The sequence below is a fragment of the Tritonibacter sp. SIMBA_163 genome (assembly GCF_046535935.1).
In the GTDB taxonomy this organism is placed as follows: Bacteria; Pseudomonadota; Alphaproteobacteria; order Rhodobacterales; family Rhodobacteraceae; genus Epibacterium; species Epibacterium scottomollicae.
Window position 1 is genome coordinate 645,251 of record NZ_JAWJBP010000001.1, and the last position, 14,672, is coordinate 659,922.

The window sequence follows — 14,672 nt, forward strand, 5'->3', positions numbered from 1 at the left end:
GCGAGACAGGCCGCAGACAAACGCAGTTGGACGAAGCCGTACCACAACAAGAACCTGATACCGTCAGTGGTACCGAGGAATCGAACGAATACACAAGTTATTGAAAGTGTTGGAGGCGAGTACCGGAATCGAACCGGTGTTCACGGATTTGCAATCCTTCGGATACCTCTGAAAACGCAAGACAAAGCTGTAAACACCCCCCCTTTAAGGGTGTCCAAAAATCAAACGGTTACGCGCCGCCTGTAAACAGAAAAGGCGGATCCAACCTCGGCCGCTTCATGAAACCTGCGCACAAGCGCATGTCACGGATGATCGGCTATTGCCTCACCCTTGGCACTGCCGATGCCTGGTCCGGTTTTAGCTTGGTGGCAGCGAGGAGGCTAACTGAGACCGAGCGCGCGGCGCTGGCGTTCTCGGCGCTCAATTCCCTTGAATTGGATCACGCTGAAATGACGGCGGCGGCGTCTATCGGTTCGGCCGGTACGCCTTTGCCCCCGTTTCTCGGAGGCATGGAGGATGCTCGGTTCTGGGCATCATACGCCAGCCGCTCAGAACTAAAGGCATATGCCCTCGCGTGTTTCAACGCCATGTCCGCCAGCGACCAGGCGGCGTTCTTTCAGCACATCAGCGCAAAGGAGGTGGCAGCATGAAGATGCTTGTGCGCCAAACCCCGGTTGGCAGTGAACTGCCTTTCGTACTCGACCTGTTGAAAGGCCACATCCGGGCCGATCCCAGCGATACCAGCGAGGATGTCGAGATCACGAACCTCGGACTGGCGGCGGCGGCGGAAATTGAGCAGGCAAGCCAAATCGCGCTGCTGGAAAAGACAGTCCGCGTGACGGTGTTTGAAGCATCCATGGGCGAGCTTTGGCGGCTTCCCATTGGACCGGCTAAAGATACCGCTACACCGACCGTGACGATCAACGGCCAGCCCTTCTCAGACTATACTTTCTTTGGAGGCAACCGCCCTCTCCTGAAGTGGGGCAACAGCTTCGCAAACCTGAGCTTGAGTTGGGTTCAGATCGAGTACCAGGCAGGCTTTGGCGACACGGCATCCAGCATCCCGGCTGATTTGTCCTATGCACTGATGGATCAGGCCGCGCTCCTATATGATGCGCGTTCTCCACTCAACACCAAGTCCCTCACTCACTCCCCGCATATGGCGCGCATTGGCGCCAAGTATCGAGGAGTGAGCCTGTGACCGAAGAAGAGCTGGATCTCATCATGACATTCCGGTGGCCGCGTGTAGTGCGTCAGGTCATGGGCTTAGCCAACGATGACCGGTTGATGGGCTTTGTCTGCTCAATCGCCAGGAATGGCAAGCGTCGCAACTGGCACCCCTCCAAGAAGCAAGAGGCATGGATGCGCAACATCCTGGCTGACTTCGACGCAGCGCATGAGCCGGAAATTCAGCTGATCGAGAGGTGATAAGCGGCGACCCTGCGCGCCAACCAACGCAGGGCCGAAGTCTGTTGGATCGGTGATGCAATAACGGTGGCGACCGACTTTGGAAGGATACCACGGGACGGGGACATATCCAAGCGCGGCCCTCAGGTCTGGGCGCGTCCCCCTGCGCAGCGTTCACGCGCAGAAAGCAGAGACCGCCTGACCAATCGGAACGCAGATTGGAAGGGGCCCAAGGTGACGGTGCGGCTCCGGTCGGAACGATTACTGCGGTGCAGGGGGCAGCCTGAGCAAACGCTCGGGACTGCCTCCCTGTGCCCTGGCTCAAGTGCTCTCCCATCGGAATGAAGGGCAAGAGCGCAACGATTGAACGAAGCGCAACGCGCGAAACGAGGAAACAATGTCAGACGCGGCAAAGAAAAAAAAGGACAGGCAGTGGCGCAAAGCAGACGGCTCAAAGCTGCCGACGCCAGCCCCCGTACCGACGCTTGCGGAACAACGGGAACAAGACCTCTTCGGAAATGGTCCCAATGCCGAGACTTTGAAGAATGCAGGTAACCGAGGGTATGAGTTTTCTCTTTTCGCGCAGGATGAAAAGTTCGCCGCAGCGCCGCCAGCCGAAAGAGCTATGCAATTCATGCATAGCCTGGCCATTCCCGAAGGTCCGAACGCGGGCACTCCGGTCATCCTCGCGCCGTTTCAACGCCAGTTCATCGAAGGCGCACTAGCTGCCGACACTGCCAACGCCATTCTCAGCATTGGACGCGGCAACGGCAAATCCGCAATCACGGCGGGCTTGGCGCTCGGTGGCCTGATCGGCATCTGGGACCGCCAACCACGCCGTGAAATCATCGCTGCCGCCCGGACCCGCGACCAGGGCCGGATTATTTGGGACTTTGTGGCAGGCTTTGCGGCCTCTCTGCCCCTCGAGATCCAGAACCAGTTGATCTACCGCCGTGCCCCGCGCTTGGAAATCGAATTCACTGGCGACGGTGGCGGGCATGTTCTGCGGGTGATCGCGGCTGACGGTAAATCCGCCCTGGGCGGTGCTCCTACCATGGCAATTCTGGACGAACGCGGACACTGGGCGCTTGATCGCGGTGATGAGCTGGAACACGCTTTGCTGTCTGGCCTGGGGAAGCGCAGCGGGCGCGCGTTCTTGATCAGTACCAGCGCCAGCGACGACACCCATCCGTTTTCCCGGTGGATCGATCAACCGCCGCCCGGATCCTATGTCCAGGAGCACCGTCCAGCTCCTGGACTTCCTGCCGACGACAGTGACAGCCTGCTGGTCGCAAACCCCGGCGCTCTGCACGGGATTGGCGGTTCCCTGGAATGGCTCGAGGCGCAAGCCGCCCGCGCAATCGCGCGCGGTGGCTCTGCGCTGACGACTTTCCGACTGTACAACCGCAATGAGCGCATTTCAGGGGATTCCCTGAACATGCTGCTGACCCCGGATGAATGGCTGAGTTGCGAAGTTGCGCAGTTGCCACCGCGATCCGGAGGTGTGGTGATCGGCATCGACCTCGGCGGCTCGGCTTCGATGACGGCGGCGGCGTTCTATTGGCCGGAAACCGGGCGGCTAGAATGCCTCGGCACCTTCCCCAGCATGCCCAGCCTTCTTGATCGGGGCCAGGCGGACGGCGTGGCTGGCCGATACGTCGAGATGCACGAGCGCGGTGAGCTGACCGTCCTAGGCGATAAAACCGTGCCGGTTGCCCCATGGCTGGCCGAAGTCATGCGAAATGTTGAAGGCGAGAACGTGATGGCAATCACGATGGATCGCTACAAACAGGCGGAACTATCAGAGGCCCTCGACCGCGCTGGCATCCGGGCACCGGTTGTGTGGCGTGGGCAGGGATATCGTGATGGTGGTGAGGATTGCGAGCGGTTCCGCCGAGCTGCTTTTGACGGCCAAGTAAAAGCCCAGCCTTCACTTTTGCTACGCTCGGCCTTCGCGGATGCGGTCTGCAAGACCGACGATGCCAATAATCTGAAACTGACAAAGGCCCGTTCAACCGGCCGCATAGATGCGGTGGCGGCTTCCGTTCTGGCGGTCGCTCAAGGGGCGCGGATAGCAGCACAATCGAACAAGAAAGCGAGAATGGCATGGTTCTGAACGCCGGAAGTCTCAACCGCCGCATTCAAATCCAGCGAAAGATTCGGACCCCGGATGGCTCCGGAGGCTTCATTAACGAATGGAATAACCACGGTCCGACGATCTTCGCTAGGCGGCGCGACGTGTCCGACATCGAGCGTCTGAGTGCCGGTGCTTGGAATAACAAGCTTGTCACTCGCTTTGTCATCCGCGCCACTGCATTCGGCAAAGGGATCCGCCGCACAGATCGCTTGGTGCACGATGGCGTTACCTTCGAAATCAGCGGCATCAAAGAGGTTCCGGACACCCGCGCATTTCTCGAGATCACAGCCGAAACGGAAGAAACACTGTGAGCGCGCGCAAGGAACATCACCGGCATTCCCGGAAGGTCACCCGCACCAAGCGCTGGAAGGCGCTGCGCGCGGAGATCCTCGAACGTGACCGCTACCGCTGCAAGTCTTGCGGCTGCGGTGGGCGGCTCGAAGTGGATCACATCAAGCCGGTCAGGACGCACCCCGAACTGTCTTATGCCCCCCACAACCTACAGGCGCTCTGCCCGAGCTGCCACACACGAAAAACTCGGATCGAGTGCGGGCACCCCCCGCCCCGAAAGGACCGCCAGGACTGGCGGAACATGGTCGAGTCGCTTGAGCGGCCCGGCACCCCTGATGAGCAGAAAGGATAACCAATGCTCGAATCTGTGAAGATCGCCCGGCGGCAAAGCGAAATCCGCCAGAGTCTCGCCGAGTTGGCGGGCAAGGAAGCCCCGTCCGAGGAGGAAATCCGTTCAATGGACGAACTGGATCGGGAGTACCGCTCCAACGAAACCAGATATCGCGCCGCCCTGATCGCGGAAGACACCGAGCGACGTGATGCTGGCACCGAGCTGGAAACCCGCTCCGCCCAGGAATGGGCCGAACTGATGGGTGGTTTCGAGCTGCGCCAGGTCGCACTTGCGCTCGATGAAGGGCGTCAGCTCGACGGGCAAACGGCCGAGATCGTGACGGAGCTGCGCAGCGCGGGTGGCTTCCGTGGTATTCCCGTGCCCTGGCAGGCGCTGGAAGTTCGGGCAGGTGAGACCGTCGCCACCGGCACCCCGAACCCGATCCAGACACGCCCCATCATCGACCGGCTTTTCCCGGACAGCGTGGCGGCGCGCATGGGAGCGCAGATGATCAGCATCGACGCGGGCGCGGTGGAATGGCCCGTAACCACCTCGGCCGTCACGGCGGGATGGGCCGACGGCGAGACGGCGAACGTGGCCGGGCCGACCACCTACGCCACCGCCGACCGCGCAATGTCGCCGGACCACAACCTCGGCATTCAGATGCGCATCACACGCAAGACGCTTAAGCAGTCTGGCGCGGCGCTGGAGCAGGCGGTGCGCCGGGACATGAGCGGGGCAATGGGCGCGGCGATGGATCAGGCGGCTTTCCTCGGCACGGGGGCCAATGGTCAGCCGCTCGGCGTCATCACCGGCGCGGCGACCTATGGCATCACATCTACGGGCGTGAATGCACTGGCGAGCTGGGGAGCGTTTCGCTCGGCCGTCACCCGCTTCATGACGACAAATGCCGCCGGTTCACCGGACGCGGTGCGGGCACTGATCCGGCCCGAGCTGTGGGACTTTCTGGACGGCGCACTGATCGACGGCACGGCGGTGTCCGAATGGGACCGCTTGGTGAAGAACCTGCCCTCGGCCAACATCGCCATGACGAACAATGCGCTTACTGCACCGTCCGGATCCCCCGCGGCCACATCTTCGCTGCTTACCACTGCGGCGGGCGGGGTTGCTCCGATCTTCATCGGTGCATGGGGCGCGGTGGACATGATCCGCGACCCTTACAGCGATGCACAGTCCGGTGGGCTGCGGATCACTGCACTCGCGACCATGGACGTGACCGTAGCTCGCCCGGCCCAGCTTGAACTGCTGACCGGCCTCCAATTGGCGGCGGCGTAATGCTCTGGGGCGCTCATACCGGCAGCATTGAGCTGCGCAACGAGGGCGGGGAAACCCGCCTTCGGGCAACCTTCCCCTATGGCCGGGAAACCGTGCTAGCCGAGCGCGTGGGCATGGGCCGTGAGCGTCGTGAGATGATCGCAGCCCGTGCCTTCGCGGATCGGATCGAGCGCGGCGAGGACGTGCACTTTCTGTCCGGCCATGACTTCAACAAGCCGCTGGCCTCACGTTCGGCCGGCACCCTGACCCTGACGGAATCGGATAACGCGCTGACGGTAGAGGCGACGATTAGCGCAGACATGGGTCAGGTCAGCTATGTCCGGGACTTCCTCTCGGCCCACGCGGCCGGTCTGGTGCGAGGTCTGTCCCCAGGTTTCCGCGTCCGGCCGGGCGGCGAGGCAGTCGAGGAACGCGGCAACGCGATCCTGCGGACCATCAAGGCGGCTGACTTGATCGAGATCAGCGCCGTCACGAAACCCGCCTATCCCCAAGCCCAGATCGAGGCCCGAAACTGGCAACCCGTCGGCGAGGTGGTCAAACGCCTGACGCACCGCCCCGCCGCAATCCGATGGAGGTGACCATGTTTGGATGGCTCATGAACAAGCTGCGCCCGATCGAGGCCAGGTCCAGCGGATCTGGCTATACCGCCCAGGTCATGGCGGCGCGGGACAGCTTTATCAGCGGCCGGCGCGGCGTGGCCGAGCTGACTGCAACGGTGCAGAGCTGCGTCAGCCTTTGGGAAGGCGGGTTCGCAATGGCGGACGTGTCCGGCACCGAGTTGCTGACCCGCCAGACGATGGCGATGATTGCCCGTGCGGCCGCGCTGAATGGCGAGGCTGTCTATCTGATCACCGAACTGGGGCTTGTGCCGGCGACAGATTGGGACGTCACAACCCGTGATGGCAAGCCGCGCGCTTATCGCCTGTCCATTCCCGAGGCAGGCGGTGGGCGCACGGTAACCGCTCTTGCTGCCGAGGTGCTGCACCTTCGGATCGGCTCGGACAACCTGACGCCCTGGATCGGCACCGCCCCGTTGCGCCGGTCCAGCCTCACCGGGGCCATGCTCCACGCCGTGGAATCGGCCCTGGGCGAAACCTTCGAGAATGCCCCGCTCGGCTCTCAGATCGTGCCGCTGCCGGACACCGGGGCCGAGGATATGGCATCAATGCGTGATGAATTTCGTGGGCGGCGCGGCTCCACGTTGGTGATCGAGGGTGTAGCGCAGGCGACGGCGGCGGGCATGAACCCCCAAATCGGGCAGAAGCCGGATCAGCTCTCGCCGGACCTGTCCAAGAGCATGACGGCTGAGACGCTCGCCGCAGCCCGAGAGGGCATCCTCATGGCCTATGGCGTCCTGCCGTCGCTGGTGAACCGTGCTGCCACTGGCCCCGTCGTCAGGGAAGCGCAGCGCCAGCTCGCAATCTGGACGTTGCAACCTATCGCCGCCCTGCTGGCCGATGAGGCATCCGCCAAGCTCGGCGGGCTGGTGGAGATCGACACGATCCGGCCGCTGCAAGCCTTTGATGCAGGCGGGCGCGCCCGCGCCCTGTCCGCGATCATCAAGACGATGGCCGAGGCGAAAGAGGCGGGCATTCCGCCCGGTGACGTGTCCGGGGCCATGCGCATGGTGGATTGGAAGGAATAGGCAGGGCGCGCCTCGGGTAGCTTTATCCAGCTTGTTCAACCCGGAAGCGCCTCGGATCAGTCGGTGAGTGCCGTATCAACCCCGACAGCGCGCGGCCCAATGCTCCAATTCCAGCGGGCGCGGCGCGCATTATTTTTAATGTTCCCATACAGCGTAGGCATAAGAACCTTCCAGCATCCTGATCCAATCCATGACTAACTTTTCCGCGACTTCAGCGTCAGTTGCTGTCGTGTAGCTATCAGAATAGTACGACCCCGCCCCTTCAGTCGGCGTCAGCACATGCGAATGCCGAATATCATAGCGACCTTCACTCGGGCCTTCGTAAACTATCGCTGAGTAGTCAATTAAATCGCCAGTTCGTTTATGATGAATGTCGGCGCGATAACGCGCTACCTCTTTGTAAATTTCAGCCATCAGATTCTCCGTGCTCTCCGTTCCCACTATGACGTAGCCGCACACCAGCGCCGCCACCATTTTCGTAAATAAACTCAATGCCCGCTTTCTCCAAAGCAGCCTTGATCATGTAAATTGTTCTCTCCAGCATTTCTTCGCCACGCTCAAAACGAGCAACTGTGTTTGGGGAGACATACGCCAACCTCGCGAGGTCCCTCACGCCCAAGCCAAGAGCAGCACGCGCCATGCGACTTTGGACCGGGAGGATAAAACGGAGATCCGAATTAGTAACCTCGTTACTATCTGTTGACTGCATGATTGTTCCTCAGTTAAAGTAACAGTGTTACTATACCAGCCATGGAGCTTATGACAATGTCCAATACCCGCGTTCGCGCGCATGGCGGAGCTGTGTCTCGCCGCGCCCTCCTGGCATCGATCCCCGCCAGCCCGCTAGCTCTTTCACTAGTTGAGCCAGTCGCAGCCCGTTTCACAGACCCCCTAGTCGCGATGCATGATGAGTGGATGTCTCTTCGTCGAGAGTGGGACAAACTAGCAAAGCTCCCTGGCAACGAGAGCTTGGCCACGCCTCCAATGGTCGAATTAGAGGATAGGTGGATCGAGCTAGAAGAGCGTATGGCGGATTGCACGCCAACCTCACTGGAAGGCATCGCTGCGCTTGCTTCCTTGTCCTGGTACTACCTAACTATGGAAGGAGGCAGGGATCACGCTGAAAACCGTGCAGTTTGTTCCATATGGCAGGCATGCACAGGAAAGGCAGGCAACCCGCTCATTTAGCACTTAGTGCGTAATCATCATTTAGGATTGACGGCCACCCTTAATAACGCTTAGTCATTTAGGCATGCGTAAGGGACCGTTCATATCAACTTTAGCCGCCTTCACCCGGATCGAGGAGAAGACTGTGCAGATGTACGCTCGTGAGCTCATAAACAATGGCCTGTTTTCAACCGGTGCCAGAGGCGTCAACGCTCCGCATATGACAAAGAGTGACCTGTCCAATACGCTTAGCGCGCTATTGGTCACAAACCGCCCCGCCCACGCTCCTGAACTGGTCCGGTACTTTGGTGCGATGCAATTGAGCATTCCAGAGGCTTGGCGTTCCAGTGGGACGCTTCCCAGTGACCCAGATCACACATTTTCTGAACTCTTGGAGTGTTTTTGCGATCCGCTTAACAGAATACCTAGCGGGATCCTAATCAACATCATCGGAACGTCTTCAGTGGAAGTCTGCAACCAAGATGTTCTCGATGATAACGGCGAGCCGCTTTCCTTCACGTATTACTCCCGTGAACTGATGGCTCGCCTAATGGATGGAGAATATTCTCCACTTCTAGATCAGCGCGGCATTACGCGTTCCAGCTCGATTGATGCGATTACGATTGAGCACATCAAAGCGAAAGTGTTCGAAGGTGTTGATCCGGCTCAAGACCCTCACCTTTCGAACTCTGCGACGAGTGAGGAGGTCTGAAATGGAGCGCCGCCCTGCCGCGATCCGCAAGTCTGATCTCACGCCCGCTTTCGAAGCCGCGAAAGCTGCGGGCTATGATCAGGTGTCCATCGTCGTCGAAACCACTGATGGCAAACGTTTCCTGATCACGGCGGGGACCGCCGGCGATGCTACCAAGCCGGACATGACCCCGCTCGAAAAGTGGAGGGCAGGCCGTGCCACAAGCTGATCTGCCCAAAGGTGTGCACCGCGTCCGGCGGAAGCTGGCGAACGGCAAGAGCCGCTTTCACTTCTATGCATGGCGTGGCGGTCCCAAATTCTGGGAAGATGACCACCGCAAGCCGAACGACCCTGCGTTCTATCAGGCATTCGCGGAAGCCGCTGCGCGCCCGAAACCGGCCGACTACACGACGCCCGAAATGGTGGATGACTTCCTGTCCAGCACCGCCATGCCCAAGGGTGAACGGTCCCGTGCCGACATTCGGAAATGGGGACTGCGGTTCGCGGACCATTTCAAGGATGCGCCTGCCGTTATCTTCGAAGAACGCGGCGCACGCGGCGAGGTGAACGCATGGCGGGCGCTCTGGAAGCACTCGCCCAAGCAGCACGATATGGCGGGCACCCACGCGGTTCGCATTCTCAATTGGGCGGTGGATGAGGGCAAGCTGTCCGAACATCACTGCCACAAGCTCCACCGGCTCTATGAGGTGGATCGCTCGGAAATCGTCTGGACCCCCGCCGACCGGGAAGCCTTCAACGCGGCCGCGCCGGAATGGGTGCGCCGCATTCTCTGTGCCGCCTGCGAAACCGGCTTGCGCCCCGCCGACTTGATCAAGTTGACCCCGGCCCATGTCGAGCAGACGCCGCGCGGCCGTCGCCTTCGCGTCAGGACGAACAAGCGCAAGCGGCTGGCCCATATCCCGATCACGCCCGCGCTGGCTGAGGTGATCGACACGACCCCGCCGGGCCGGTTGCTGATCCTCACCAATGCCAACGGCAATGCCCTGACCCCGCACCGCGCGTCCGAGGGTGTCCGCCAGTGGCGCGACAAAGCCAAGCTGTCCGATGAACTGCGCCTGTACGATGCGCGGGGAACGGCTGCAACGCGCCTGCTGAATGCGGGCCTGTCCCTTGCCGAGATCGCCAATCACATGGGCTGGTCTGTCCGCTATGCGGCGAACGTGATCGAGCATTACGCCCGTGTATCGCCTGACGAAACCGACGCTGTTCTGGTCAAGCTGGCGCAATCGAAAGGGGGCGCAGCGTGAACAAAACTGTAAACGGGTGTGTAAACGGAGCAGGCCGCGCAAGCGGTGGTGAAACGCAAGTACTTGAAAATAAATGGAGGCGAGTACCGGAATCGAACCGGTGTACACGGATTTGCAATCCGCTGCGTCACCACTCCGCCAACTCGCCTAAGCCGCTGTGGTTGCGACTAGTTAGGTGATTCCGAGAGGAAGCGCAAGAGGCCTAGCGCACTGTTTGCCATACATTCCCTCGCAGCAAAGAGGGGTCGTTAAGCGCCCAGCGACGTGGGGCCTGTAGCCATCCAGTGACGGGCGGGCCATGTGTCCGCTTCAGTTCGTCGACGCCGCGACAGACCATACGCTCACAGCGCGCCGCCGTGCTCAAGAACACGGTGAAGCGACCTTACACGCCTCTCTGCAGGCACGGCGATCATTGCGACGGAGTGCAGACCGGCGCGCTGTCGAGCGTGGCGCGCAGCTTGGGTGGTTTGATCTGTCGGTGAGCGCAGCGAACCTAGGCTGCGCCTTTCCATGTGACGGGGTTCAGATAGACGAGGCTTTCACCGCAGCTGACCATGACCTCACCATCCTGAATATTGACCTGCAGCTTCATCGACCGGCTGGCCAGCTCTGCCAGTGCAGCGGTGTCGGCCTCCGAAAGATTGATGACGTGCAGGTTATCGAAACGGGTGGTGGCGTTCTTGACCTTGTCCCACCACACTTCGGCTGTCCGGCCGCCGTAGGGGTAGACAATCACACTCGACGCCTTGCTGCAGGATTGCCGCATGACCTTCTCGCTGGGCAGCCCAAGCGCCACCCACAGATCGATTTCACCGCTCAGGCTTTTTTGCCAGATGTCGGGCTCGTCATCTGTGGACAACCCTTTGGTCAGTTCCAAATGCTCATGTGCATTCAGAGCAAAGGCGACAAGGCGGATCATCAATCGCTCATCGGTCTCCGAGGGATGCTTGGCCACCGTCAGTTTATGGGTCTCGTAATAGTGGCGATCCATGTCAGAGACCGACAACTCGACTTTGTAGATGGTGGCATTTTGCGCCATGATTTTTCCCAATACGTTCTGAAATCGGGCTGCGTACCCCGGAGTGCGCTGCGTATCCCGTCCGGCCCTCTATGGGAAGTCGATATAGCGGTGGTACTCGACAAAGCATGCGGAACTGTGGCGAGAGGGTGCGGCTGCGTTTCGCGATGCGGATATAGCGGGTGGAGCTGTTTGGGGAGACTCAATTTATCCTGCCGAAGGAAATTCTGGTCCTGCCTGGTGTCGATCTCGTGCCGAGGCTGGTCGTGTCGCTGCTCAGCCTAGGGGGCGAATACGGCGCACATGACGCGGCACGCGGTGCCACGTCATGCGAGTGTTCCAAGTCAAGCAGAGCATTCAGCCGGATGCTTACTCCGCTGATTTTGCTTCACCTTCTGCACGCACCGCAGACAGAGACTGGTTCGGCGTCAGGGCCTCGGGGTCGACGACGATCTCGATCAGATAGCCGCCCTTTGAACTCTGCGCCCGCTCCAACGCGGCTGGGAAGCCGTCGGTGGACAAGACCCGCTCTCCGGCAATGCCAAACGCGGCGGCATAGGCGACAAAATCCGGGTTCACCAACTGCGTTGCCATCACCTTGCCCGGGTGGTGGCGCTCCTGATGCATGCGGATTGTGCCATACATGCCGTTGTTGACCACCACATAGATCACGTCGGCGCCGTGCTGGGCGGCGGTCGCCATCTCCTGCGAGGTCATCATGAAACAGCCGTCCCCGGCCATAGCCACCACGGTGCGCTCCGGATGCTGCAGTTTGGCCGCCACCGCCGCCGGCACCCCGTAGCCCATGGAGCCACTGGTGGGGGCAAGCTGGGTGCGATAGGCGCGGTGCTGATGGAAGCGATGCAGCCAGACCGTGTAGTTGCCCGCGCCATTGGTGTAGATCGTATCCTGCGGCAAGGCCTCGCTCATGTGGCGCACCACTTGCCCCATGTTCACATCGCCCGGCACATCGGTCGGGGTCTGGAAGGCCAGGTAGTCGGCCCGCTGCGCCTGCAGCCAATCGGACCAGACATCTGCTCCATCCGGACCGGTGATGGTGTCCGCGGCATCAAAGAACAGCTCGGGATCGGATTGGATCGAAAGGTCCGGCTGGTAGACTTGGCCGAGCTCTTCCGCGCCGGGATGCACGTGCACGAACGTCATCTGCGGATGCGGAATATCGATCAGCTCGTAGCCCTGTGTGGTCATCTCGCCCAGCCGCGGACCCACCGCGATCAGCAGATCAACCTCTTCGCGCAACCGCTTGCGAAGGTTGGGAACCGGGGCAATGCCAACCGCTCCGACGAAATTGTCGTGCCCGTTGTCGACGTAGTCCTGACTGCGAAAGGACGTGGTGACGGGAAGGCCCAGTCGCTCCGCAAAGGCCAGCGCCTTGTCAGCACAGCTTTTGCTCCAGGACGGGCCGCCCACCATCAACATCGGTCGTTTTGCCTTGGCGATCATGGCTTGCAGGGACGCGATGTCCTGTGCGTGTGGCGCGGGCCGAGGCCGGGGTGTCGGGCGCAGATCCTGTGCATGGACCTCATCGGTCAGCATGTCCTCGGGCAGGGCCAGCACCACGGGGCCGGGTCGCCCCGATTGCGCGATTTTCCACGCGCGGGCCATGTATTCCGGAATGCGCGCCGCGTCATCAATCTGGGCCACCCATTTGGCCATTTCGCCAAACATGCGACGATAGTCGATCTCCTGAAACGCCTCGCGGTCCATCATGTCGCGGCCGACCTGACCGATCAGCAGGATCATAGGCGTCGAATCCTGAAACGCGGTGTGCACCCCGTTGGAGGCATTGGTGGCCCCCGGACCGCGCGTCACCGCACAGATGCCGGGGCGCCCGGTCAGCTTGCCATAGGCATCTGCCATGTTGGAAGCACCGGATTCGTGGCGGCAGGTCACGACATTGATCGCGTCCTGATGGGCATGGAGCCCGTCGAGCAACTCCAGGTAGCTTTCTCCGGGGACGCAATAGATCGTGTCCGCTCCCAGGATCTGCAACTGGTCCGCAAGAAGTCTGCCACCGCTGCGAAGGGGGGTGGCGTTGGGCTGTGCTCTGTCGCTGGACATCTGTTGGTCTTCCTCTCCTGATCGCGGCGATCATATCCAAAGCGCGCTCGAGGCAAAGGCCTAGTCCTTGAGAAAACGACAAATTCACGGCTGGTCAGTCAAATTGACGCAAACCCTTGGTCGCGCCCGTCAAAGCCCGCGGGCGGTTCGGCAGCACAGGCACGATGTCCGAGGATTTTCATCACGGCACAGACCGCGCGCCACGCGTCGGCCGGTTCAGGGCAGTTCGGTGTCCGCTTTTGCGGGGGACGCCGACAGCTCCGCCGTCTCAGCCCGGCAAATGGCTTGTGCAATCAATGCAGGCACGCCGGGCAATGCGCCGAGAACCGGCAAAAGATCGCCTTTGAACTCCGCCTGTGCCAGCGCCTCCGGGATGTCATGCCGGACATGCGCGCCGGATTGCGCAAAAAACGGCAGGCAGAGGGATCGCGTCCCAAGCGGGCGCGCTGCGGCGTCGACAAAGGGCGCCTGTTCCACAAATCCTGTCGTCAGTCTCAATCCGGGCAGGGCAGGGCGCAGGGTTGCTGCAAATTTTTCCGCCGCTTCGGCCGCCTTTGGGCCACGGGCAGAGCCATGGGCCGCAAGCAGTACATCGGTGTCGGTGACGTCCCAGCCGCGGGTTGCGATCGCGTCTTGCAGCGCAGTCACCGTGAGCGCGGGCAGTGCGGGGTCAAGTCCGAAGGGCGTGGCCATACGATAGCGCCAGCCCGCCAGACGTTTGGGCAGCACCTTGCCGGTGAACCAGCCGCGCGCCATGAAGAACGGATAGATCACCGCACCGTCCTCTGGCATTGCGGCCTCCAGAAACCCTTTGGACGACAGCGTGGCAGAGCGCACCTCCCAGCCCGGCAGGTGATCCTGCACCGCGGCGGCAACTGCGGCGAGATGGATCTCCGGCGGGGGCGGGGCGGAGGGCTGACCATGCGAGGTCAGAATGGCGATGCGCGGATGTGCTGTCATGGGGTCCGTGGGAAAGGCGTTGGCGTCAGAGGTCTGAACCTAGGGCGGGCGGCAGCCGCAGGGAAGGGGCAAGTGCGGGTCTCTTGTCCTGGCGAAACGTGTGTCACGCCATCTGTCGCAGAAAAACTCCGCATAAGTGGTTGACGGCAAAAAGTCCTTCACATAGACCACACGATACGAAGCGGGTATGGTGAAATGGTATCATAAGAGCCTTCCAAGCTTAAGGTGCGGGTTCGATTCCCGCTACCCGCTCCAAATTCTCTCCCCACTTGCTAAATCATCGTGGTTTCAAATGGTTGTCGCGCGCTCCTGCAGCGATTGTTCCCACTGTGCGACCCAATGCAGCCTTGACCTGCCTGTGAGGCAAGGCCATGACACG

Annotated in this window: 17 protein-coding genes and 2 tRNA genes; 13 read left to right on the forward strand and 6 right to left on the reverse strand. The window is 61.1% G+C overall.

From position 1 onward, the window contains the following. The first annotated feature begins 278 nt into the window (after positions 1-278). The 9 genes from R0J92_RS02990 to R0J92_RS03030 all read left to right on the forward strand — a co-directional run bounded on the left by R0J92_RS02990 (position 279) and on the right by R0J92_RS03030 (position 7,107). Entirely contained in the window at positions 279-650 is a 372-nt protein-coding gene (locus R0J92_RS02990; protein ID WP_411050669.1) for a hypothetical protein, read from the forward strand. Then, entirely contained in the window at positions 647-1,201 is a 555-nt protein-coding gene (locus R0J92_RS02995) for a hypothetical protein (protein ID WP_411050670.1), read from the forward strand. Before R0J92_RS02990 ends, R0J92_RS02995 begins: the two co-directional genes overlap by 4 nt. Continuing rightward, complete coding sequence (locus R0J92_RS03000; protein ID WP_411050671.1) at positions 1,198-1,428, forward strand: hypothetical protein; 231 nt, start codon at positions 1,198-1,200, stop codon at positions 1,426-1,428. The genes R0J92_RS02995 and R0J92_RS03000 overlap by 4 nt, the downstream gene beginning before the upstream one ends. A 613-nt stretch (positions 1,429-2,041) precedes the next feature. Beyond that, a complete protein-coding gene (locus R0J92_RS03005) occupies positions 2,042-3,523 on the forward strand; it encodes a terminase TerL endonuclease subunit (protein WP_411050672.1) in 1,482 nt (493 codons plus the stop codon). Then, the gene (locus R0J92_RS03010) at positions 3,514-3,855 is read left to right on the forward strand and encodes a phage head closure protein (protein WP_411050673.1); all 342 of its coding nucleotides are present in this window, start codon (positions 3,514-3,516) and stop codon (positions 3,853-3,855) included. Before R0J92_RS03005 ends, R0J92_RS03010 begins: the two co-directional genes overlap by 10 nt. Next, positions 3,852-4,187, forward strand: coding sequence for an HNH endonuclease (locus tag R0J92_RS03015; protein ID WP_411050674.1), 336 nt, complete (start codon positions 3,852-3,854; stop codon positions 4,185-4,187). Before R0J92_RS03010 ends, R0J92_RS03015 begins: the two co-directional genes overlap by 4 nt. 3 nt (positions 4,188-4,190) lie before the next feature. Further along, positions 4,191-5,462, forward strand: a complete 1,272-nt coding sequence (locus R0J92_RS03020; RefSeq protein ID WP_411050675.1) for a phage major capsid protein — start codon at positions 4,191-4,193, stop codon at positions 5,460-5,462. Beyond that, complete coding sequence (locus tag R0J92_RS03025; RefSeq protein WP_411050676.1) at positions 5,462-6,040, forward strand: HK97 family phage prohead protease; 579 nt, start codon at positions 5,462-5,464, stop codon at positions 6,038-6,040. The genes R0J92_RS03020 and R0J92_RS03025 overlap by 1 nt, the downstream gene beginning before the upstream one ends. A gap of 2 nt (positions 6,041-6,042) precedes the next feature. Then, positions 6,043-7,107 (forward strand): phage portal protein, encoded by a 1,065-nt coding sequence (locus tag R0J92_RS03030; RefSeq protein WP_411050677.1) that lies wholly within the window; start codon positions 6,043-6,045, stop codon positions 7,105-7,107. Positions 7,108-7,242: 135 nt separating this feature from the next. On the opposite strand, the gene R0J92_RS03035 is transcribed toward R0J92_RS03030, so the two are convergent. Further along, positions 7,243-7,521 carry a hypothetical protein gene (locus R0J92_RS03035; RefSeq protein WP_411050678.1) on the reverse strand — a complete coding sequence of 93 codons (279 nt, stop codon included), beginning with the start codon at positions 7,519-7,521 and terminating at the stop codon, positions 7,243-7,245. Beyond that, positions 7,514-7,816, reverse strand: a complete 303-nt coding sequence (locus R0J92_RS03040) for a helix-turn-helix domain-containing protein (RefSeq protein ID WP_411050679.1) — start codon at positions 7,814-7,816, stop codon at positions 7,514-7,516. Before R0J92_RS03040 ends, R0J92_RS03035 begins: the two co-directional genes overlap by 8 nt. A gap of 543 nt (positions 7,817-8,359) precedes the next feature. Here R0J92_RS03040 and R0J92_RS03045 point away from each other — a divergent pair. Genes R0J92_RS03045 through R0J92_RS03055 form a run of 3 tightly spaced genes read left to right on the forward strand, consistent with a single transcriptional unit; the run spans position 8,360 to position 10,233 of the window. After that, complete coding sequence (locus tag R0J92_RS03045) at positions 8,360-8,986, forward strand: hypothetical protein (RefSeq protein ID WP_411050680.1); 627 nt, start codon at positions 8,360-8,362, stop codon at positions 8,984-8,986. Position 8,987: 1 nt separating this feature from the next. Further along, on the forward strand, positions 8,988-9,194 hold the full coding sequence (locus R0J92_RS03050) for a hypothetical protein (protein ID WP_239320942.1): 207 nt from the start codon (positions 8,988-8,990) through the stop codon (positions 9,192-9,194). Continuing rightward, the gene (locus R0J92_RS03055) at positions 9,181-10,233 is read left to right on the forward strand and encodes a tyrosine-type recombinase/integrase (protein ID WP_411050681.1); all 1,053 of its coding nucleotides are present in this window, start codon (positions 9,181-9,183) and stop codon (positions 10,231-10,233) included. The genes R0J92_RS03050 and R0J92_RS03055 overlap by 14 nt, the downstream gene beginning before the upstream one ends. A 74-nt stretch (positions 10,234-10,307) precedes the next feature. On the opposite strand, the gene R0J92_RS03060 is transcribed toward R0J92_RS03055, so the two are convergent. The 4 genes from R0J92_RS03060 to R0J92_RS03075 all read right to left on the reverse strand — a co-directional run bounded on the left by R0J92_RS03060 (position 10,308) and on the right by R0J92_RS03075 (position 14,293). Next, positions 10,308-10,381, reverse strand: a tRNA-Cys gene (locus R0J92_RS03060). Between the two features lie 345 nt (positions 10,382-10,726). Beyond that, positions 10,727-11,272 carry a YaeQ family protein gene (locus tag R0J92_RS03065; protein WP_411050682.1) on the reverse strand — a complete coding sequence of 182 codons (546 nt, stop codon included), beginning with the start codon at positions 11,270-11,272 and terminating at the stop codon, positions 10,727-10,729. A 348-nt stretch (positions 11,273-11,620) separates the two neighbouring features. Beyond that, positions 11,621-13,333: a thiamine pyrophosphate-binding protein gene (locus tag R0J92_RS03070; protein WP_411050683.1), complete on the reverse strand. Its 1,713-nt coding sequence runs from the start codon at positions 13,331-13,333 to the stop codon at positions 11,621-11,623. Between the two features lie 216 nt (positions 13,334-13,549). Next, a complete protein-coding gene (locus R0J92_RS03075; protein ID WP_411050684.1) occupies positions 13,550-14,293 on the reverse strand; it encodes a CbiX/SirB N-terminal domain-containing protein in 744 nt (247 codons plus the stop codon). A 181-nt stretch (positions 14,294-14,474) separates the two neighbouring features. Here R0J92_RS03075 and R0J92_RS03080 point away from each other — a divergent pair. After that, positions 14,475-14,548, forward strand: a tRNA-Gly gene (locus R0J92_RS03080). Positions 14,549-14,672: the final 124 nt, after the last annotated feature.

What these genes read in the sequence shown, in the direction of transcription:
- R0J92_RS03030 (WP_411050677.1), top strand. Translation starts at nt 6,043, where the DNA reads ATGTTTGGATGGCTCATGAACAAGCTGCGCCCGATCGAGGCCAGGTCC.
- R0J92_RS03045 (WP_411050680.1), top strand. Translation starts at nt 8,360, where the DNA reads ATGCGTAAGGGACCGTTCATATCAACTTTAGCCGCCTTCACCCGGATC.
- R0J92_RS03020 (WP_411050675.1), top strand. Translation starts at nt 4,191, where the DNA reads ATGCTCGAATCTGTGAAGATCGCCCGGCGGCAAAGCGAAATCCGCCAG.
- R0J92_RS03070 (WP_411050683.1), bottom strand. Translation starts at nt 13,333, where the DNA reads ATGTCCAGCGACAGAGCACAGCCCAACGCCACCCCCCTTCGCAGCGGT.
- R0J92_RS03010 (WP_411050673.1), top strand. Translation starts at nt 3,514, where the DNA reads ATGGTTCTGAACGCCGGAAGTCTCAACCGCCGCATTCAAATCCAGCGA.
- R0J92_RS03035 (WP_411050678.1), bottom strand. Translation starts at nt 7,521, where the DNA reads ATGGCTGAAATTTACAAAGAGGTAGCGCGTTATCGCGCCGACATTCAT.
- R0J92_RS03040 (WP_411050679.1), bottom strand. Translation starts at nt 7,816, where the DNA reads ATGCAGTCAACAGATAGTAACGAGGTTACTAATTCGGATCTCCGTTTT.
- R0J92_RS03065 (WP_411050682.1), bottom strand. Translation starts at nt 11,272, where the DNA reads ATGGCGCAAAATGCCACCATCTACAAAGTCGAGTTGTCGGTCTCTGAC.
- R0J92_RS03050 (WP_239320942.1), top strand. Translation starts at nt 8,988, where the DNA reads ATGGAGCGCCGCCCTGCCGCGATCCGCAAGTCTGATCTCACGCCCGCT.
- R0J92_RS02990 (WP_411050669.1), top strand. Translation starts at nt 279, where the DNA reads ATGAAACCTGCGCACAAGCGCATGTCACGGATGATCGGCTATTGCCTC.
- R0J92_RS03005 (WP_411050672.1), top strand. Translation starts at nt 2,042, where the DNA reads ATGCATAGCCTGGCCATTCCCGAAGGTCCGAACGCGGGCACTCCGGTC.
- R0J92_RS03025 (WP_411050676.1), top strand. Translation starts at nt 5,462, where the DNA reads ATGCTCTGGGGCGCTCATACCGGCAGCATTGAGCTGCGCAACGAGGGC.
- R0J92_RS03075 (WP_411050684.1), bottom strand. Translation starts at nt 14,293, where the DNA reads ATGACAGCACATCCGCGCATCGCCATTCTGACCTCGCATGGTCAGCCC.
- R0J92_RS02995 (WP_411050670.1), top strand. Translation starts at nt 647, where the DNA reads ATGAAGATGCTTGTGCGCCAAACCCCGGTTGGCAGTGAACTGCCTTTC.